At 61.6% G+C, this 20725-nt stretch carries 11 protein-coding genes; 9 read left to right on the top strand and 2 right to left on the bottom strand.

The window, feature by feature from the left end; all coding sequences use genetic code 11:
- Positions 1-7: 7 nt before the first annotated feature.
- Both AC0MRV_RS00935 and AC0MRV_RS00930 read left to right on the top strand, forming a co-directional pair.
- Entirely contained in the window at positions 8-3034 is a 3027-nt protein-coding gene (locus tag AC0MRV_RS00935; RefSeq protein ID WP_472762538.1) for a sensor histidine kinase, read from the top strand.
- Positions 3035-3043: 9 nt separating this feature from the next.
- The gene (locus AC0MRV_RS00930) at positions 3044-3790 is read left to right on the top strand and encodes a LytR/AlgR family response regulator transcription factor (protein ID WP_472762536.1); all 747 of its coding nucleotides are present in this window, start codon (positions 3044-3046) and stop codon (positions 3788-3790) included.
- A gap of 36 nt (positions 3791-3826) precedes the next feature.
- Here the strand turns inward: AC0MRV_RS00930 and AC0MRV_RS00925 are convergent, their stop codons facing one another.
- A complete protein-coding gene (locus tag AC0MRV_RS00925) occupies positions 3827-6556 on the bottom strand; it encodes a TonB-dependent receptor (RefSeq protein WP_472762535.1) in 2730 nt (909 codons plus the stop codon).
- Between the two features lie 333 nt (positions 6557-6889).
- On the opposite strand from AC0MRV_RS00925, the gene AC0MRV_RS00920 reads away from it, so the two are divergent.
- The 7 genes from AC0MRV_RS00920 (at position 6890) to AC0MRV_RS00890 (ending at position 19434) form a co-directional block, all read left to right on the top strand.
- Complete coding sequence (locus tag AC0MRV_RS00920; protein WP_472762534.1) at positions 6890-10981, top strand: hypothetical protein; 4092 nt, start codon at positions 6890-6892, stop codon at positions 10979-10981.
- A gap of 85 nt (positions 10982-11066) precedes the next feature.
- Positions 11067-12305, top strand: coding sequence for an NHLP bacteriocin system secretion protein (locus tag AC0MRV_RS00915; RefSeq protein WP_472762533.1), 1239 nt, complete (start codon positions 11067-11069; stop codon positions 12303-12305).
- A 1-nt stretch (position 12306) separates the two neighbouring features.
- Positions 12307-14475, top strand: a complete 2169-nt coding sequence (locus tag AC0MRV_RS00910; protein WP_472762532.1) for an ATP-binding cassette domain-containing protein — start codon at positions 12307-12309, stop codon at positions 14473-14475.
- Complete coding sequence (locus AC0MRV_RS00905) at positions 14472-17405, top strand: ATP-binding cassette domain-containing protein (protein WP_472762531.1); 2934 nt, start codon at positions 14472-14474, stop codon at positions 17403-17405. The genes AC0MRV_RS00910 and AC0MRV_RS00905 overlap by 4 nt, the downstream gene beginning before the upstream one ends.
- A complete protein-coding gene (locus AC0MRV_RS00900; protein WP_472762530.1) occupies positions 17402-18691 on the top strand; it encodes a TolC family protein in 1290 nt (429 codons plus the stop codon). Before AC0MRV_RS00905 ends, AC0MRV_RS00900 begins: the two co-directional genes overlap by 4 nt.
- 6 nt (positions 18692-18697) lie before the next feature.
- On the top strand, positions 18698-19231 hold the full coding sequence (locus tag AC0MRV_RS00895; RefSeq protein ID WP_472762529.1) for a cyclic nucleotide-binding domain-containing protein: 534 nt from the start codon (positions 18698-18700) through the stop codon (positions 19229-19231).
- A gap of 44 nt (positions 19232-19275) precedes the next feature.
- Positions 19276-19434 (top strand): hypothetical protein, encoded by a 159-nt coding sequence (locus tag AC0MRV_RS00890; protein WP_472762527.1) that lies wholly within the window; start codon positions 19276-19278, stop codon positions 19432-19434.
- Here the strand turns inward: AC0MRV_RS00890 and AC0MRV_RS00885 are convergent, their stop codons facing one another.
- Positions 19435-20283 (bottom strand): CvfB family protein, encoded by an 849-nt coding sequence (locus tag AC0MRV_RS00885; protein WP_472762526.1) that lies wholly within the window; start codon positions 20281-20283, stop codon positions 19435-19437.
- Positions 20284-20725: the final 442 nt, after the last annotated feature.

Below are 20725 nucleotides of genomic sequence, written 5' to 3'. Positions count from 1 at the left end.
GGTAGTGGTGCATCCGGTAACCGGCTATGTGTTCGTCGCCAATTCCGGAGGCGTGTTGGTGTTCGACGGCGTGCGTTGGCAGCTGATTCCGTTGCCCAACTCCCAACGGGCCGAGCTGGAGGGCTTCGGGCGAGCCCGGGAACTGGCCATCGACGGGTCCGGACGAGTATGGGCTGCAACGCCCAACGACGTGGCCGTTCTCGTCCGCCCGGATCTCGATGCCGGCGAAGCCCCCGCCGGACTCATCGCCCGCAGCATCAATGTGCTTTTTGCTTCTGACTCCACCGGGGCCCACGGCCCACCGACGAGCCGTTACATCGCCCGCAACGCTTTCCCCCAGGTCATGAACACGCCGCAAGGCATGGTCGTTCGCTCGAACAAGCGAATCCTGCTGTTTGGACCCAACGAAATGAAGCAGTCCTGGAACATTCCCGACCTGGCCGCCGAACCCTGGTGGAGTGAGGGCGCATTGCATATTCTTCGGGAAAACGATGGAATTCACCGCCTCGAGCGGGGGCAGACGGTGAAACTGAACCTTCCCGATGTTCCGGACGTATTGGCTGCCTTTCCCCGACCGGGCGGGGGCACGCTGTGGCTGACCACTGAGGGCCCCTGGCTCGCGCAGGGGGACGCCGTCACTCCGATTGCCTCTGCCGAATCTCAGGAACTGCTACGCCACGCCATCGCCACCAGCGCCGTCGTTTTGGCGGACGGCGGCGCTGCCTTCGCCACCCAGGGCCGCGGGGTCGTCGTCCTCGATGCTTCCGGCGATCTGCGCGAAATCATCGATTCGAACCGGGGGCTGCCAACCGATCGCATCAACGATCTGTCGGTGGACCACAAGGGCGGTCTCTGGCTGGGCACTCATGTAGGTATTTTTAGGATACAGCTCGACACGCCGTTTGCCACCCATGGCCTCACTCAGGGGTTTCGTGGTCGTCCCCGCGATCTTCAACGCGTCGGCGAACGACTCTACGTCGCCCACACGGAGGGACTCGCCTGGCGCGATACGACCACGGGCAGATTTCACGACATCACGGGAGCTTTCGGCGACATCCATCAAATCGCCCGAGTGGGGGATACGCTGCTGGTCGCCGCCGCCAGTCTGTTTTCGGTGAAATCCCCCGACTCCTTCGCCGTGGCCAACCTTGATGCTGGAACCCGGGCGTTCAAAGCCGTCTCCGCCAGTCGAAGCTTTCCCGGATCCGCCTTGGTGGGCGACTCCCACGGCACCTGGTTGGCTGAACCAAATCCCGACTCGGCCACGACGCCATGGTCGATCCGGACGCAGTTCGCGCAGACGACGACCCGGGCCTCGGGGTATTTTGACGATGGAGCGGGCAAGGTATGGATATCGCCCCGATTCAACGAGGTCTTTCAGCGGTTGGATCTACGCGACGGTATATCCCCGGGCGCCGCGGCCGCCTCCTTCGGAAAGGCGGCGGGTTTACCGGCCATGGAGACCACGCACCGGATCGGTATCCTTGATACGGGCAACCGGTTTTGGGCGGTGAGTCGACTCGGCGTCTGGCGATGGGATGCCGCCGATTCACGTTTCGTTCTCGAGCCTCAGTTCATGGAGGCAGGGGCGGGCCCCGAGGCCGCAGGATCGGCGGACGGCCACGGCTGGATGTATTTCGCTTCTCCTCATCCCCTGCTGCGCAAAATCGAGATCGATGACCGGGGGGCGATCGAGGTGACGGATCACGTGGTGCCCGAACTCACCGGGGTCGACGTCAACAATCTCTATTTCGATGAAGCTCTGCAGACGCTGTGGGTGGACTGCCAGATCGAGCTGCTGTCCTTCGACCCGAACTGGGAAACCTCAAGTCCGTCCTCGTCCTGGTCGACCCGCATCGCTCGGGTAACCGCCAACGAAGGCGCGAGGACGCTCTGGGCGACTTCTCCCTATCGAGCCGCCGCGGCCGCGTCGAACCTCACGCTCGAGCCCACTCAGCGCGCGGTCCGTGTCGAATTCGCCGCCCCGTCGTTCTTCACCAACATTCAAACGCGCAGCCCCCTGCGCTTTCGATCATACATCGACCCGATCGACCACGAATGGTCTTCGTGGTCCGAAGAAACCTACCGCGACCTCACCAACCTCCCCGACGGAGCGGTCACCATTACGGTGGAAGCCCGCAACGTCGCCACCCAAGCGACCTCAACCCACCAGCTCACTCTCCAAGTGCTGCCGCCGTGGTGGCGCACTCCGGTCGCCTATGGTTGCTGGAGCCTGCTCGGTCTCGCCGCGATTGCCGGTTTGGTGCGCGCTCGCACCCAAGTCCTCCGACGTCGCAACGAGGCGCTTGAGTCCGTCGTCACCGAACGCACCGCCGAACTCACCCGCCTGCGCCAAATCGATCGTGATGAATCCGCCGCCGCCAAACTGGCCGAGGAAAAGACGCGCCTCGAGATGCTGCGCTATCAGCTCAATCCCCACTTCCTCTACAACGCCCTCAACTCGATCCGCGCCCTCACCTTCTCGCGGCCGCCCGCTGCCGGTGAAATGGTGCAGCAACTCGCCGACCTCTGCCGCGTCACCCTCACGCGCAACGAAGACCTCGCGCCCGTGGCCGATGAATTGGCCATGCTCCGACTCTACCTCGATATGGAGAAAACCCGCTGGCGCGAAAAGCTGCAGATCACCCTCCACACCACGCCCGCCGCCAATGCCTGCAGAATCCCCCCCTTCCTGCTGTTGCCGCTCGTCGAAAATGCCCTCAAGCACGGCGGCCGCGATGCGACCGGTGTGATGAACCTTGGGATCCATGCGCGATTGGAAGCCGCGGCGCGTTCGGATCGATCCGCCCTCATCTTTGAAATCACCAACCACGGCAAGTGGCGTGCTTCCGGCGAGTCGGTCGCGCCTTCGACCGGCATCGGTTTGGAGAATCTCCGCCAACGCCTGAAGCGCTACTACCCCGACGCCCACGAGTTGCGGACCCAACAGATCGACGATCAAGTGGTTGTCACCATCCGGCTCGACCTCTCCACTACCGACTCGGCCCTCGCGGTCCGACCTGACAGCGTCTGATTCCCCACCGTGTTCCGCACCCTCATCATCGACGACGAACCGCTCGCGCGGGAAGAGATGCACCGCCTGCTGGGCGAGCAGGCGGCGATCAACGTCGTGGGCGAGGCCGACGATGTTGCCAGCGCCCAAAAACGCCTCGCGACCCACGACTACGACCTGGTGTTTCTCGATATTGATCTTGGTGGCGGCAACGGTTTCGACCTGGTCCGTCATGTGCACCCGGCGGCGCGGATCATCTTCGCCACCGCGCACAATGAATTCGCCGTGCGCGCCTTCGAGATCAACGCCCTCGATTACCTGCTCAAGCCGGTCCTGGCCAAACGCCTGACGACGAGTCTCGACCGCCTCAAACAAACCGCCCCCGCTCCCGCCGTCGACGTATCCGAACCTTCCCTACCCGCGCTCGATGACAACGACCGCGTGTTGCTGAAGAACGATCGCGGCGTGCGCTTCGTGATGCTGGCCCACATCGCCGCCATCACCGCATCGGACAACTACACGGACGTGTCCATCGTCGATGGTTCGCACTTTCTGGTGCGCCGCCCGCTCAGCGCCTGGGAGGCTGCGCTTCCCGCCGCGGCCTTCCTTCGCGTGCATCGCCAAACGATCATCAATCTCGGGCAAATCGAACGCATGGACGCACCCTCCGGCGGCCAACCCACCCTGCGCATGCGAGGCATGAGCGCACCCGTGCAGTGCAGTCATCGTCGCGCCCCCGAACTGCGGCGGCACCTGGACAGCGGCAACGCAAAGTAACCCGCTGACCGGGCGCGGCGGCCGGTTGCCCGTCCCTTAGAACCGGTAGTTGACCCCGGTGAACACCGTCGTGCCGGAGCTGGTGGTATTGTAGTGGCGACGGGCGATGAGATCGGAAAACTGCTCCTCCCGTTCGTTGGTCAGGTTAATCGCGTCGACGGTAAATTTCAGCTTCTCGTTGAGCTGGTAAAAGGCCGAGAAATCGACGTAGAGCGTGGAGTTGAATCCGTTTCCATCTTCATCGTCGGCAATGGGGATGGGATTGGCGACATAGTCCTGACGGTGGTTGGCCGAGATCCTCGCACCCCACTTCTTGGTTTCGTAATAGAGGGTCACGTTGGCCAACACATCGGAGAGTCCGGCGAGGGGTTTGACGTTCGAAATACCCGCCGCTTGCTGCGCCGGGCTCGCATAATCGAGTTCGCCGTCGATGAGGGTAAGGTTGCCGACAAAGCCGAACTGATCAAACGGAGCGGGTAGGAACCCGAGGTCCGATTGGAGCGACAGCTCAAGGCCTTGCAGCGTGGTGTCTTCGTAATTCACCGGCGTGGTGAACGTCGCCACGTTGGTGTCCGCGGTCAGCCCCGGCAGCAGATCGAGCGGCAGGCCGGTTTCGCGGTAAGGCACTTCGCTGCGAATCAGACTCCCGATGAATCCGGAGATGTCCTTGTGGTAATAACCGATGGCGAAGGTGCCGACGTCTCCGAAATACCACTCGAGTGAAACATCGACGCTGTCGGAATCATAGGGCTGCAGACCCGGATTGCCGACGCTTACGGTATACTCCCCGGCGTTTTCGCGGACGCTGCCATTCACCGCCATGGAGCCGATCGAGGGACGGTTGATGTTCTGCGAGACCCCCATCCGGAGCAGAAGATTTTCCTGAATCATCAAAGTCGTGTTCAGGGCGGGCAGCATGCCGTCGTAACGATCCTTCACGGTGATCGGACCAACATTCGCGATCCCCCGCGAGGTGACCGTGGTGTCGAAGGCCCGCAGGCCCACGTTGCCGAGGAAGCGCATGCCCCCGAGACGGGATTCCCAATCGTAGCTCACGTAGACCGCGTGGGTCGTCTCTTCCACATCGTAGACGCTGCGAATACTGCCAGGGTCGCGCGTCACGCCGAGCGTGTCCAGGGCCGCATCGAAATCGACGATGGCCCAATCCGCAGCACGGTGGTCACGAAAGATGCGGGCATAGCCGGTCGAGTCATCGTCGACCGCGCCGGACTGGAATTCCTCCCGCAGGACGTTGTTGTTCGTCTGCCGGTGACCGGAGTTGAAAAAAACCTGCCGGGCGGCCCCAAACTTGAGGGTCGCGGCGGAGTGCAGAAAGTAGTCGAAGTCCATCTTCAGATTATCGAAGGAGCTCTCCTGATAATGCGCGGCAAAGTCGATCTCGTGCGCCCGCCAGTTGGCGGGGTCCGCTTGATCAAAACCGTGGGAGTTGTGCAGGAAGTAGCGGTCTTGGGTGTAGTCGGAGATCACATCCCCAAACGTCTCGAGGTAGAATTTGTCACTGATCGGCACATCGAAATTTGACGTTTCGGTGCCGATGAGAAACTGCGCCTTGAGATCGTCGTCGATGCGCCATCCGGCCGTGAGGAGAAACTGGTCGAAAACATTCTCGGCCAGCTGCCGGCGCGTTTCGGTGGCGTGGTTGCCGCCCGAGACATCGAGAAAGAGCACGTCGCCACCCGCATCGTAGCGAATCTCGTTGATCGTCGAATCGGGATAGACCACGCCATCGACGGTGGTGCCGCCGCCAAGCCACGAGGACGCGTTGTCCCCCCGCGAAGCGAGGTGCAACTCGTCGCGCTCACCGGTGAATTCCCCGTGCATGACATCCAAGGTGAACTCGAGATCTTCGTGTGGCCTCCACTGCAACGCGGACGTGATCCCGAGGCGCTCCTGATGACTTTGCCAGGAGGACAGACGATTACCGCGAGGGAAACGCAGCTGACCCGTGCTGATGGCAACTTGGTCCGCCATCGAAAGCTTGGAAATATCGCTGCCGCGCGCATTGGGCGCCGGACGAAAACGGTAGGTGTTGGTGCCCTGTTCGTCGGTATCCCGCGTCGAGTAGGCCACCGAAAGCAACACCCCGAAGGTATCATCCCACGTCCGGGATATCTGAAAGGCGGTGCGAGGCTGGAGGTCCTCGGTGTAACTGTTGGAACCGATTTGGGCGGAGATCGCAGCGTTCACGCCCTCGCCGTAGTCAAAGGGTTTGGCCGTCACTAAGCCGATGGTGCCCGCCAAACCTCCCTCGTTCTGGGACGCATCAAAACTTTTTCGGATCTCCAACCGATTGAAGAGTTCAGCCGCGAAAATATTGAAATCGAAGGCCCGGTCGCGACTCCGCTGCCCGCGGCTGTCCTGGGGCGAGTCGACGTTGCCCAACACCTCCATGCCATTGAGCTGCACGCGGGTAAAATCAGGGCCGAGCCCCCGCAAGGAAACGCGGCGGCCTTCGCCCGCTTCCCGATTGATCGCCACTCCCGGCAGGCGCTGCAAAGCCTCGGCCAGATTCAGATCGGGGAACTTGGCGATGTCTTCGGCGATGATGGAATCGCTGATGATCCGGGAGGCCTTCTTGAAATCCCGCGACTTCGCCAACGTCGCCCGTGTGCCAGCGACTTCAACGACGTCGAGCGTCACCCCTTCATCTTGAAACAGCTCCGTCTCCTGCCCGGCCAAGGACCCCACCCCAAGCAATACACCGACGACGAGAGGGCGCGCGGTGAGTTCGATATTATGTTTCATGGGGGACCTTCACGAGCCGGGGCTCGCTGATAAGGGATCACCCATCAACCCAGATCAAGCTGCTTGGCGGCGGAGCATCGGAGCCTGTCGACAAAAGTGCTGACGCCAGCAGTGGGGCACGGAGGCAACCCAGCCGGTCTCGATTGAATCGATCAAATCGCTCGCGCCCGGCGGAGCACAGGACGGTCGCCACAAATGTCGGCACGCTCGCCACTGAGCCATTGCAGCCAAATGGCGGGGGGCGGTCCATGCAGAAACCGCCGGCGAGGCCTTCACTCCGGGCTGTCCCAGCCGGCAGTCCACGCCAATCCAACCGATCTCGTTGACCACTCCATGTCCACCTCCGCCCCCGATCCGCCGGACAAAAGCGATAGCGTCTTCGATGACTTCCTCATCATCCGCGCGCTGCGCCGCGTCTCACTCCTGCCTTCTTCAAAGCAAAAAAACCCTCTCCACCACTCCTTCGAAATGAAACAGAAATCCTCCGATCCTAAGTCCTCCGCGCACCAAAATGAGCTCGATGAGCTTACCCTCGAAGCCGTCAGCGGCGGCGCTGGCGTCAACCTGACCGGCACCGATCAAGACGATAGCCTCACCGGCACCAGCGCGGCCGATGTGCTCGCAGGAGAAGCTGGCAACGACGATATCAATGCGGGAGCTGGTGCCGACACGATCGACGGTGGGGACGGCGACGACACGATTTTAGGCGGCAAAGGAGCCGACACGATTTTGGGCGGCGACGGCGACGACTTCATTGGCGGTGGCACCGGCCACGACACGATCGACGGCGGCGATGGCAATGACGTCATCAAGGGCAGTTGGGGCGAGGACCATATTCGCGGGGGCCATGGCGACGACGTAATTGACGGAGGAGAACATGACGACACCATCGACGCAGGCTCGGGCAACGACACCGTCAAGGGCGGTAGTGGTGACGACTTCATCAAAGGCAACGCCGGCCACGACACGATTTTAGGCGGTTCCGGCGATGATCATATCACCGGAGCATGGGGCCGAGACGTCATCAGCGGAGGCGATGGCGACGACCTCCTCGACGGCGGATTCAACCGGGACACCATCGACGGCGGCGCGGGCAATGACACGATTATCATTCGTCCGGGCGACGGGCAGGATACGATCAATGGCGGCGCCGACCGCGACACCCTTTGGCTGCAAGAGGTCTCCATCGCAGATGCGGGCAATTGGACCCTCCGCACCTCCGATGGAGCCACTCAGCCGCTGACTCACTTCATGGCTGGCCAATCCGCTGACCTTTCCGCCATCGGCGGCGAAGGTGAACTCATCAGTCCAGACGGAAAAGTAACAACATTTTCCGAAATGGAGACGCTGCAGCTCGATACCCCCACGGTCCAATCCGGCGATATCGCTCCGTTGCAAGTTATCCCTCCCCACGTTGAAGGCACTCCTGTCGCCACCATCATCAGTGGGCTACCGGCCGGGGTTTATGTAGCCGGAGCCGCTGAGCCTCCTCGCGCGGCCGGAGATGGTTCCTTCTTCCAAATCGTGGATCGCACCGCTCTGACCGAGGGCGACCTCCAATTGGTATTCGGCAAAGGCATTCTCCATGATCTGGAACTCACCGTGGCCACAGTCGCTCGCGAAGGTGAGGAACTGGAAACGGTTGCCGGTTCATTCGTCTATGAAATCGAACCCAAAGACTCCGATTTCTTCGCCCTTTCCCATGGCGAAACAGGATTCGATAGACCTACCGCAGCTGACGCCGACGGCACGGCTTGGGTGCCGTTGGACATCGTGATCAATCCCGAAATCCGAGAAGGTGCATCCATCACCATCGGTGGCTTGTCCGACGGCATGATTTTGCGCAATGCGCACGGCGAAACCTTTAGCCCCACCGCCGACGGCAATGGCGGCTGGGAGCTCACCGGACTGAGTGCAACCCAAGTCGCCGCCCTCCATATTTCGAGTGCCGGAGGCAATACGCCCGCGCTGCCTGCATCCGCCGCCATTACCGTAAATATTGAAACCACCTTCGAGGGCGAAGCGCTCAGTTTATCCGACGAAGTCACCGTCGAATTCCCGAACGTGAGCGTCAGCGGCGAGAACAATAATGTCATCGGCACGCTCTCCGGCAGCCGGGACGCCTTCGACCTGGTTCGCCAGGGCAACTCGATCAGCGTCAACCCCAAGGATGGCGGAGAATCAACCGTCTTCAGCTTAATCGATTTTGATCTCCTGCGATTCGACGACGGTTTGGTGGCGTTGAGTGACTACACCCAATCCGTCGATGTTTCCGCAAAGCTCACCGAGTTGGGCGCCGAGGCTATCGAAACCGCCGTGATATTGGTCAGCAACATTCCTGAGGGTGCGATTCTCGATCTCGGCGTTCCTCTCGGCAACGGAATCTGGGGCATCCCCGCGAGTGAAATCGCCAAGGGTATCGTAAACTTGGACTTCCCGACGCAAGCCGGGGCGGAGACCGAAGTCAGTGTGAGCGCTGCGGTGATGACGGAAGGCGAAGCGGAACTCTTTGGCGGACTCATGAGAGTCGCCGGTTCTGCTAGCGCGGCGGTCGGAGCCAGTGCCGGAGCCGACGCCCGATTTGCCATCTCCAGCAACGGTATCCGTGTCTCAGCCGGGGCCAATGTCGAAGTTTCTGCCGTGGCGTCTGCGGGTGGCACCTTCGGTCCCTACACGGTCAACGTCGAAGTCGGTGCATTGCAGAGTGCAGAGGTCACGATCGGCGCAGATTTCAATTCCAGCTCTGCTGAAGTCGAAGCCTACGTCGGGGTGCGAGCCGAGATCGCCGCGGAGGTTGAGGTCCAACAGGAAACCGGTATTCCCGGCGTGAGATCGACCACCTCTGGTGGCGTGGGTGTCGCAGTCTATGCTGAGGCAGGTGGTGAAGGCGGCGCCCAATTTGGCAAAGGATCCTACGGGGCGGGCGGATCAGGCGGGGCCGAATACGGCGTCGCAGCTACCGCGGATGGTTATCACGAACAACAAATGGGAGACGTAACTGCTGGTGGTGGCGGAGCCGTTTCCGCCGGATTCACCGCTGGTGCCAGCGGTGGCGGCCATGCTGGAGTTGACGGCGAGACCGTTCACTTCGGCTTCCAAGGAGAATTGAAGGCCTTGGTCGGGGTTGATCTGAAAGTCGACATCGCCATCGACATGGGCGGAGTGATCGACGCCGCTGATGCGGTCGGTAAAGGCATCATTGATGCCACCTATGCGATCGAAGGCGGCCTGATGAACGCCACCGATGCGGTGAACGCTGGCTTCATCGAAGCAGGTGATGCCATCGAGGGTGGTCTCCTCGACGCTTCTGATGCGGTCGGTGACGGTCTCATCGATGCCGGTGCCGCGATCGAAAAGGGGTATTTGGACGCTGCTGATGCCGCGACGGCGGCCATTCAAGGCGGCTTTATGACCGCCCGCGAAGCGGTCCGCGATCTCGGCTATTTGACCGCCAAGCAAGCCGTCGATGCCGGTTTGGTGACCGCCGAAAAAGCGATCGGTTCATTGATCGGAGCCTCCGATGCGATCGCCACCGGCATCATTTCGGCATCGGACGCCGTAGCAACGGGTGTGCTCGATGCCACGAATGTCGTGGTCGACGGGTTGGCCACGGGAGCTGAACTGGTCGAAGCAGGCGTCTTGGAGGTTGGGAATGCGATGACCGGAGGCCTCGTTATGGCGGAAGACGCCATCCGTGCGGGATTCATTGATGCCTCCTCCGCAATTGAAGGGGGATTTATCACCGCGAGTGATGCGGTGCGCCAAGGAGTCATGACGGGCGCCGAAGCCGTCGGGGGAGGTTTCATGTCCGCGACCGATGCATTACGAGGTGGGTTCATGACCATCGCGGAGTCGGTCAATTTCCAAGACATCTCCAAAACGCTATCGGAATATGGCGGCAGTGTGGTGAATGCGGTGTCCCAAGGACTCATCTCAGCGCAAGACGCGGTAACCAACGGCCTCTCCACCGGCCTACTGCTCGTTCAAGGCGGTGCCGTTGAAGCAGCGACAGCTGTGGCTGACGGTTTGTTAAACGTGAATTCTGCCATCAGGAACGGAGTGATGTCCGCCGCCGACGCGGTGCAGGACAATTTCTTGACCATTCAACAGGCGCTGGATCGGCGCTTCTTCTCCAACGCCGCAGAGGCGGTCGCAGAGGGCGCTCTGACCGCGTTCGAAGCAATCGATGAAGGAGTCCTCGGCACCGGCACAGCAATCCAAGCTGGCCTGATCGATGCCACCGAGGCGATCAATCGTGGACTGGTGGATGCTGAAGACGCCTTCAAAAAAGGCTGGATGAGCACTGAAGAGGAAATCTCCAACGGCTTCCGTCATGCCTCCGGAGCACTGACTTCCGTGGGCAACGAAACGCTGAACGGGGTCAAGAGCGGCTACAACTGGTTCAAGAATGGCCTCGGGCTTTAATGAACGGCTCTTCCTTTGGGTATAGCAGACTCTTCGGCTAGGATCTCTAGAGGCGTGTCTCTCCCTTCCGCCCCACCTTCCCACTGTGCCACCATCCCCCTTTCGTAACGACGCAGCGGATACGCTTGTCAGCACCCAGGAGCTCGACCAGGCCTCGCGCATGATCCGGCTGCAGGCGCGGACGCTTCTGGCCCTGGTGGGCTTTCTGATCGTCGCCGCGGGGATCGCTGGCGTTGTCATCAAGGTTCCGGTCAAGGTGGCGGGACCCGGCGTGTTGTGGACCAACGCGAGTGTGCACCAGGTCAGTGCCACCACCCCCGGGCGCGTGCAATCGATTCACGTCACGGCCGGTGCGCTCGTCGAAAGCGGTAGCGTCATCGCCCGGCTCGACCAAAGTGCCCTCGCCGAGCAGCTGCGCTCCGCTCAAGCCAACCTGCAGGCTCTCCAGGATCACCTCGCGGCCAGCACCCGTCTGCAAGACGCCGACGCCGCCACGCGCGCCGAACTCAGTGAGCGGATCGACCAACTTATCGCCACTTCGGGGGAATTGAATCGCGCGCGTTTGGCCCGGCTCAAAGGCCGCCGCACCGAGCTCGAAGACTTGCGCCAACGGGGCCTCATCGAGGCCGATCGTTTTGATCAACTCATCAGCCAGATCGAGGAATCCGAGACCCGGCTGGTGGCGCTTGAGCGCGAGACCATCAACGAGCTCAAACAAACCCAATCGGCCAACTACCAACAGGAGCGCGAACAGCTGCAGCTGCAGCTGCAAGCCAACCAACTGCGCACCGAGGTTGCTCTGCTCCAACATCAACTCGAGCAAAAGGGTGAACTGCGCACCCCCGTCGGCGGCCAGGTCGTGGAAGTCACCATGGCGGTCGGCGACTACCTCACCCCCGGTCTCCCCACCATCGTGGTGCAACCCGACGCCGGCGTCGAAGACATCGGCGCAGTCATCTTCGTGCCAGGCACGCTCGCCAAGCCCATCACTCCCGGAATGCCGGTGGAGCTCGAGATGGCGGCCTTCGCCAAAAACATGCACGGGCTCGTGCTGGGCGAGGTCGAGAGCGCCTCTCCTCTCCCCCTCTCGTCTTCGGCCCTGCTGCACGAACTGCGCAACGACCAACTCGTCAAATCCATCACCGAACAAGGCAGCCCGTTTATGGTGCGGGTGAAACTGCTGCGCACCGAGTCGGGCGATGATTTTAAGTGGAGTTCCGCTTCGGAAATCGGACGACCGCTGCAACGCGGTATGATGGCTCAAGGCGGCATCGTGGTCCGCCGCGAACGGCTCATCGACTTACTGCTCCCGCGCACCCGTTAAGATGGCGTTTTGGAACACCGCTTCATTGCCGCGTTCCTCGCGCACGCCTTCGCTACTCCAAGTCGAGAACAGCGAGTGCGGCGTCGTCTGTCTCGCAATGGTCCTCGGTCACTACGGACGGTGGAAATCCATCGAATCCCTCCGCGAAACCTGTGGCGTTTCGCGCGATGGCAGCAATGCCGCCAACCTCCTGAAGGCTGCCCGCATCGAGGGACTCAGGGCCAAAGGTTTCAGTTTCGATAAACCCGATTTCGATGACATCCCCAAACCGGCCATCCTGCACTGGCGCTTCAATCACTTCGTCGTCTTGGAGGGCGTCGTCGGCGACCGTTTCTGGATCAACGACCCCGCCAACGGCCACCAAATCTTGGATCGTCGCGAAGTAGAGGAAGCCTTCACCGGGGTCGTGCTCACCCTTGAACCAGGCGATGATTTTGAGCGCGACGGGAAGCCCCCCAACTGGTGGCAGGCCCTGCGCGGCTACGCGAGTGAAGTAAAAGGCGGCGTCGCCCTCGCCGCCGCGCTGGGTCTCGCCATGGTCGTGCCCGGCGCGTTGATGCCGATGTTTTCAATCATCTTCGTCGACCACATTCTGGTGCAGGGTTTCCGCGATTGGTTGCCCTACTTGCTCACCGCCATCGGAGCCGTCGCGCTGCTGCAAGCGGGGCTGATTTATCTCCAGCAAAATCTGGTGCTCACCTTGCAGACGCGACTCTCCGTCGCTCTCAACGACCGGCTGCTGCAAAAATCATTGTCGCTGCCGCTCTCGTTTTACGCGCAGCGCTCTGCCCCCGAAATCGCCGGTCGCGCGCTCATGGTCGATCAATTGGCGGGCCTGATCTCCGGCCCTTTGGGCCAGGCGGTGATCGGTCTTGGCACCGCCTTGATCTATCTCGCCATCATGGTGTTTTTCGATCCGTTGCTCAGCGGCGTCATCGCGGTCGTAGGGGTCTTGAATCTGCTCTACTTCTGGTGGCAAGTCCGACGCGTGCGAGAGCTCAACCAGATCGTAGTGCGCGAATCCGCGATCTACACGGGTGCCCAGATGCAGGCGCTACAGCTCCTACCCGAGGTCAAGTCGAGCGGCCTGGAGGATCAATTGTTCAGCCAACTCGTGGGGCGCAAAGCCAAATGGCTCAACGAAAACGACAAGCTCACGATTCAACGCACGTTGATCGAATCGCTGCCGGTTTTTCTGCAGGTCGGCACCTTCGCCATCGTGCTTTTTGTCGGTGGCCATCAGGTCATCAACGGCGCCATGACGCTGGGCGTATTGATCGCGTTTCAAGGCCTCGTGACCCAGTTCATGCGGCCGATCCAGCAGATGCTCACGAACTTCACCAGCCTGCAACAAACGCAGGGAAATCTCGACCGCATCGAAGACATCTTTCGCCAGCCCTCCGCGGCGACCGCACCGTCCACCGCCGAGACCAAACCGCTCGATCGTCCCGTCTTCAAACTGGAGAACGTCACCTTCGGCTATCAAGGTTTGGAGAAACCGTTCTTGGAGGACTTCAACCTCACCGTGGAGCCGGGCAAATGGATCGCGCTGGTCGGCCCATCCGGTTCCGGCAAGTCCACCGTAGCCCGCCTGCTTTGCCGTCTCTACGAGCCGTGGTCGGGTCAGATCACCTTGGGTGGTCGCCCTCTCGCCGAGATCCCAGCGACGGAGCTGCGCGATACCATCGCCGTCGTCGATCAAGACATCGTGCTCTTCAACGCCACCGTCGCGGAGAACCTTTCGCTGTGGGGTGGGCATATCCGGTTCGAACAACTCGTGAAGGCTGCTCAGGCGGCCCAGATCCACGATTGGATCATCAACCGTCCCTCCGGTTACGACCACAGGATCGCCGAGAATGGCAGCAACCTAAGTGGCGGCGAAAAGGCCCGCCTCGAAATCGCCCGCGCGCTCGCGAGCCAACCCACGCTCATCATCCTCGATGAAGCCACCGCCGCCCTCGATCCCGCCATGGAAAATCAGGTCATGCGCGCCGTGCGCCAATCCTGTGCCGGCGGCATCATCATCAGTCATCGCATCGAGCCCATCGCCGACTGTGACGAAATCATCGTCTTCAAAGACGGCAAGCCGACCCAGCGCGGCACCCACCATGAGCTCATGGCCGAACCCCGCAGCCTCTATGCGAAACTACTCGCCGCCGAAAAATCATGAGCTCGGCCCCACCTATTTCGCCACCCCTCCCCTGGACGGTCGCTTTCGCGAACGAGGCCAAACTCAGCGCGCAAACCTGGCAGGCCTACGCTCCGCTCGAAGCGGCGCAGGGCGGCACCGATGAAGCCACACTCTTCATGGTCACCGCCGGTCAATGGTGGATCGACGCCGAGCTCCACGAAGACAACCGCTACGTCCAACGTCGCACGCTGCTACTGCTGAAGCCCGGTCAGGTTTTGGTCCTGCCTTCGAGCAATACTCCGGGCGTAAATCTGTTTGGACGCGGCGATCCCCAAGCCGAAGTGGTGGGGCTGCCACTCAAGAACGCCATCGCGCACGCGTCCGGCACGCCGCTGATCAAACCCTTGCGCGAGTCGATCATGGTTGCCGCGATGCGCATGGCCCATCTCGAACCTCGCAACGCCACGGCTCCACTCGGTCGGGCCCTGCGTATAAAACCGGGTGAGACCCGTCGGGCCCGCACGGGTCAGTCCGTGGTCGCTGCGGGCATGCCGCTATGGATCGCTTCCTCCGATCTCGCCGTCTCGCCGCCCCCTCTTTCCGATGCCGCGAACAAACCGCGCTGGTGGCTGCTGCATCGCGGCATGAGACTCATCCACGAGTCCGAGCAAGCCGCCCAGATCGAGTCCGTGCCGGATTTGAAGTTCTTCAAGCGGCCGGAAGCTGCCGCCGATGTCGCCAACCTGTTCTCTTTCCAGTGGCGGGAAATGGCCGCGGCTTGGCAAGACCGGCTCCACCGCACCGCCCGATCGGAGACCTCGGAAATGTCGCGCCAGGAATTGCAGGCCCAGTCCACTCGGGGACGTCTGTTGGGTCTGCTCTCGGGCAAAAAAGTCCACCTGCCCAAAACCAACAACCTTCCGCTCCGCGCGGCATTTTATTTAATCGGCCGACAGGGCTGGCTACCCGCGCTGCCGCGCATCGTCGATGACCAGAATGCGCCCGAACTGTTTAAGCGCATCGCGGCCAGTTCCCAGCTCATCACCCGGGAAGTCCGACTGCGCGGGAACTGGTGGCAACACGACAACGGTGCGTTCATCGCCTTCACCGCCGGTCAGGAACCGCGGGTCCTGCAGCGTCAGGCCTCCGGCTATCGCATTTGGGATCCGGCAACCGATGAGACGCGCCCACTCACGCCTGATCTCGCGGAGGATTTGCAACCGCAGGTCGTCATGTTCTTTCGCCAGCTCCCGGCCAAAAAGATCACCCTCTTCGAGCTCGCCACCTTCGAATTCCAACAAGTGCGCACCGAGCTGGTGATGTTGTTGGCCCTGGCTCTCGGTCTCAGCGGTTTCACCGCGCTGCTTCCCGTGGTTTCGGCCTTCGTGGTGAACGCCATCCTGCCGAGCGCCCTCACCTCCCTCCTTGCCCTGGTCTGCGGCGGACTGGCCCTCCTCGGCCTGTTTCAAGTCGGGTTTCGCTGGATCGAAACCCTCATGATGTCCCGGCTCAAATACCGGCTCAATCTCGCCGGCAACGCCGCGCTGTGGCACCGCGTGCTGCACTTCCCCAGCCAGGTGCTGAAACGGTTTTCGTCCGGCGATCTCGCCGTGCGCATGAATGCCCTGCTCGATATCCAACAGTTTTTCCGCACGCTGGCCCAGGCGGGCACGAGCATGTCCCTCCAGATCGCCAGCAGCATCGGGGTGATCATCTGGGTGAGCTTCCCTCTCGGCCTGGCCGTGCTGGGATTCGGCGCGGCCGCGACCCTGAGTGCCGCGGGTTTCGCCTGGTGGCAGATTCGCGCCTTCCTGGGCGGCGAAAAATCATTGGGCCTCGTCAACGCGTTCGTCCTCGAGATCTACAGCGGGGTCCACAAAATCAAAGGCGCCGGCGCCGAAAGTGCCGCCGTGCAGCAATGGGCCGATCGCTACAGTCGCCTGCGCCAGAAACTTCTCACCACCCAGCGTATCGGAATCTTAAATACGGCCTGGCAGACCAGTTGGGTCAGCCTCACCACCGGCCTGGTCTACTTCCTGATTGCGGGCCTGCCGGCGCAGCAACTGGATCCCGCCAAGTTCATGGCGTTTCTCGGGGCGTTTGCGGTGTTGAGTATGAACCTGAGCGGTATCTGCGGCCTTATCCTGGCCACCGGCATGCAGCTCCCCATGCTCAAATTTGTCGAGCCTCTGCTCAACCACCTGCCGGACCTCCGCCCCGACCGCATGCAGCCGGATCACCTCATCGGCAACCTGCGGGTCGAGGCGGCCTCCTTCGCCTACGCCGGCCAAAACCAACTCGCGCTCCAGCGGATCAACCTCGATCTCCCGGCGGGGATCATGCTCGCGATCACGGGCGAATCCGGTGCGGGCAAAACCACGCTCGGACTGCTTCTGAGCGGGCTCGAACGCCCTCGCAGCGGCCACGTGTTTCTCGACGACTACGAACTCGATACCCTCGACCCCGCCGTGCTGCGACGCTCCATCGCAGTGGTCCCGCAGGACTATCGGCTCATTCCCGGTTCATTGTTTGAAAACATCCGCGGGGCTTCGGACGCCAACCGCGAGGAGGTCATCGCCGCCGCCAAACTCGCCGCAATCTGGGAGGATATCGACCGCATGCCGATGGGACTGCACACCGTCGCGGGAAGTCAGTTCGGCACGTTCTCCGGCGGCCAGATCCAACGCATCGCCATCGCCCGCGCGCTCATTCGCAAACCGCGCATCCTCGTCATGGACGAAGCGACCAGCGCGCTCGATCAGGGATTGCAGGCCCGGGTGATCGCGAACCTGAAGTCCATCCATTGCACGGTCATTTTCATCGCCCATCGGCTCAACGTCGCCCGTCTCGCCGACCAAATTATCGTCGTGCATCAGGGTCAGATCGCAGAGCGCGGCACGGATGCCGAACTGCGCGCCCAAAACGGTCACTACGTCCGCCTGCACCCCGCCTCCCCACCGACGCCATGAGGAAACAACTACAGGTCTTACTGGCGAGTATCGCCGGGCTGAGCGCCACGACCGCGGGGGCTCAGGAACCCGCCTGGTCCCTGCCGGCACTGCAACAGTTGCTGGTGCATCAATCCCCGCAGCTCACGGCGGAGCGAGCCCGGATCGAGGGCGGTGCAGCCGCCATCAGCATGGCCCGCGTCGGCTATCTCCCGCGGATCGATGCGCAGGCGAGCTACGATGACTACCTTAAAATAGCCCGGGTGCTCCAGTTCGACGAACCCTATCCCTATTCACTGGCGTCCTACCGCCTGACGGCCCGGCAAACCCTCTATGACGGAGGTCGAACCCGGCGAAAGGTGGCCATCGCCAAGGAAGAGCTCCGCCAAATCCAACTCATGCTCCTGCGACAGGAATACGAGCTGCGCAGCGAATTGGTGGATCACTTCTTCGATGCCGCCTCGGCCGAAATCGACGGCCACTATTTGCCCCGGATGCAGGCGCTGGCCACGGAACGCCTGACCATCGTGGAGGAGCAGTTCGAGACCGGTATGATTGACCGTCTCGTCCGGCTGCAAGCGACGACCAGTGCACAGACCATCCGGGAACAGATGCTGGTGAGCGACCTGCATCGGAATCTCGCCGTCAATGAGATGTCTCGGTTGATCAATGTGGATCCGGAATTCTGGCAGCAGCGCGCGCACTTCGATATTCCCCCTGCCATTGCCGCCCCCCCGCCTGAAGCGCTCAACGGGCGTAGCATCGAGGAACAACTCGCCACCACATCCGTCTCCATTGCGCGGGAGAAGTATGCCGGGATTGGCGCGCCCCGCGCCCCGCAGATCTCGGCCTACGCCAACATCGGTCACCGGGCTTTGGATACTTTTCGCACCAGTGACGTGGGATTGGAAAAAAGCGTCGGTGTGGCGGTGACCTGGGGATTGACTGATGCCCTGACCAACCGGCACGAACGCCGACAGGCGAAATCCGCCATCTCTCAGGCCGAAGCCGATCTTCAAACCGCGCTGCGACGCCACCAGCACCGGGTGCAATCCATCATTCGCCGCCGGGCACATGAGCAAGGTCTGCTGGAGCTTCAGACTGAACTCCTGTCCCTGCAGCAAGAACGACTGGCGGGAGCCCGGCTCACCGCCGCCCGCGGAATTATCGGACGTGCCGCCCTCCTGGTGGAGGAGCAGCAGACCCTGTCCGCCAAACTAGACCTGGAAAAGGCCCGCCTCAAAGTGCGCCGACAGGAATACCTTTTGGACCTGATAATCAGGTTCACCGATCGAAGCCTGGAGTAAATCATCATGCGCAAAGTTCTCTATATCCTGGGTCACTTTAACGACGACGACATCTCCTGGATGACCGAAGTGGGTCAGGAGAAGATCGTGCCGACCGGCGAAACCCTCATCGAGGTCGGTGTCGAGATGGATACGCTCTATTTCGTCACCGGCGGCACGTTCGATGTGGTCCTGCCCGACTACGGTTCCATCGCCCACCTGCAAACCGGTGAAATTCTCGGCGAAATGTCGTTCCTCGATTCATGGACGCCCGAGGTGGCCGTGAAGGCCTTGGAAGACGGCCGCGTATTTGCCATCGAATTTGCGGACCTCCGCGAACGGTTCATCGAAGAGCCCTCTTTCGAAACCCGGCTGTTCAAAGCCATCGCCCAATTCCTTTCCCTGCGTTTGCGTCTCACCGCCCGCCGCATGGCGCATCAAAAAAATGCCCCCGATGATGCCCCCGCGCTTCTGGAAGAGCTGAACGAACCCACCCTCGAACGCGTGCAAATCGCCGGCGAGCGTTTCAATCGTCTCCTTCAGAATATCAGAGCGGAGTAGCTGACGCTTCCTCCACCCCAGCCATCTGTCGCACCGCCACCGGCGTGAGCGCGGGTCGCATCGCCCCCGACCACAAACCGCGCATGATCCTCACCACCGCGCCGATCCTCGAGAGCGTCACCCACCTCCACGCCCCCAAGACCGTCATCTTCGACGACCAAGTCGTCCACCAAACCGCGGACTTCGATCCTACCGGGCTCTGATTACTCCTCCGCACGCACGCGGCGGATGCCGCCGTCCTCGATCACGATACGCTTCTCTTTGTAGAGCGCGCCGATCGCCTGTTTGAAGGCCTTCTTGCTCACACCAAAGGTCGCCTGAATCTCCGCCGGGCTGCTGCCGTCGTGGTAAGGCAGGAAGCCGCCGTTCTCCACCAACAGATCGATGATATCCGCCGTGAGTCGGCGCACGCGCTGATAACCCGAGCGGTGCACGGTGAGGTCGATCTTTCCGTCCTCCCGCACCTGCTTCACATAAACCTCCAAGGTGCGACCGACCGCGAGCGGCTCGGCCACGTCGTTGCGATAAATCAGCCCGCGGTGCTCGTGGTTGATGATCGCCCGCCAACCCATGTCCGTCTCGGCCTCGATCAAGGCATCCACCGCCGTGCCCGGTTCATAGTCGGCCGGCTCCAGGCTGAGCCACCGCCCCAACCGCGCACTCGCCACGATGCGATTGGAACGCTCGTCGACATGCACGTGCACCACCAGCCAGTCTCCCTCCACCACGTCGTGCTTGGGCCACTCCCGCTTCGGCAGCAACAGGTCCTTCTCCAGGCCCCAGTCGAGAAACGCACCAAAGGCCGGGTTCACCTGCATGACGCGCAGGTAGGCAAACTCGCCCGCCACCGCGTGCGGTTCATCGGTCGTCGCGATGACTCTGTCCTCGGAATCTCGATACACGAACACATCGATGTCCAACCCCGGCACCATCGAGGGAGTCACATACTTTCGCGGCAACAGGATCTCCCCCAGCGCCTCACCGTCCACCAACAGCCCGTGCGGCGTCTCCCGCAGCACCGTCACCCGATTCCGTTTGCCCAAAAATGCCATGCGCCGAGCACCCTGACCGAACCACCATCCGATGGGCAGCTCAATATGACGGCGATCCGACGTGATTTTACCCGGAGGCAACAGAGGAGAACTGAGCCAATCCAATGCTGTATTTCTTAACCGCAGATGCTCCAAAGGAGCACAAGCTACACAGAGGCGACGGCGCGAAGGGGAACGCTAATCTGCGCTGATCTTCACTGATCAAGATGAGCGAAGATTAGCGTCTATCAGCATTCTAAGGCGCAGATGGCTGACGCACCACTCCACCTTCGATCTCTTCGTTTCCTTCTGTAGAAACCAACCCCATTCAGGGTTCCAGTGCGTAGTCCCGCGCCTGCGGGACGAAGCCATTCGTGTCCATTAGTGGTTAAAAAAACCTACCCTGCCTCTCCGCTCCGTTTCCCTCCCTTCCCTCCTGTAAAAAATTCCAACGCGTGCTGAC

It is taken from the genome of Actomonas spartinae (assembly GCF_051209155.1).
GTDB lineage: Bacteria > Verrucomicrobiota > Verrucomicrobiia > Opitutales > Opitutaceae > Actomonas.
Note: the sequence above shows the minus strand (reverse complement) of the source record. Positions and strands in the feature narration are given on the sequence as shown.

Coding starts and splice junctions, on each gene's coding strand:
- AC0MRV_RS00925 (WP_472762535.1), bottom strand. CDS start 6,556: ATGAAACATAATATCGAACTCACCGCGCGCCCTCTCGTCGTCGGTGTA.
- AC0MRV_RS00920 (WP_472762534.1), top strand. CDS start 6,890: ATGTCCACCTCCGCCCCCGATCCGCCGGACAAAAGCGATAGCGTCTTC.
- AC0MRV_RS00910 (WP_472762532.1), top strand. CDS start 12,307: ATGGCGTTTTGGAACACCGCTTCATTGCCGCGTTCCTCGCGCACGCCT.
- AC0MRV_RS00905 (WP_472762531.1), top strand. CDS start 14,472: ATGAGCTCGGCCCCACCTATTTCGCCACCCCTCCCCTGGACGGTCGCT.
- AC0MRV_RS00900 (WP_472762530.1), top strand. CDS start 17,402: ATGAGGAAACAACTACAGGTCTTACTGGCGAGTATCGCCGGGCTGAGC.
- AC0MRV_RS00895 (WP_472762529.1), top strand. CDS start 18,698: ATGCGCAAAGTTCTCTATATCCTGGGTCACTTTAACGACGACGACATC.
- AC0MRV_RS00885 (WP_472762526.1), bottom strand. CDS start 20,283: ATGGCATTTTTGGGCAAACGGAATCGGGTGACGGTGCTGCGGGAGACG.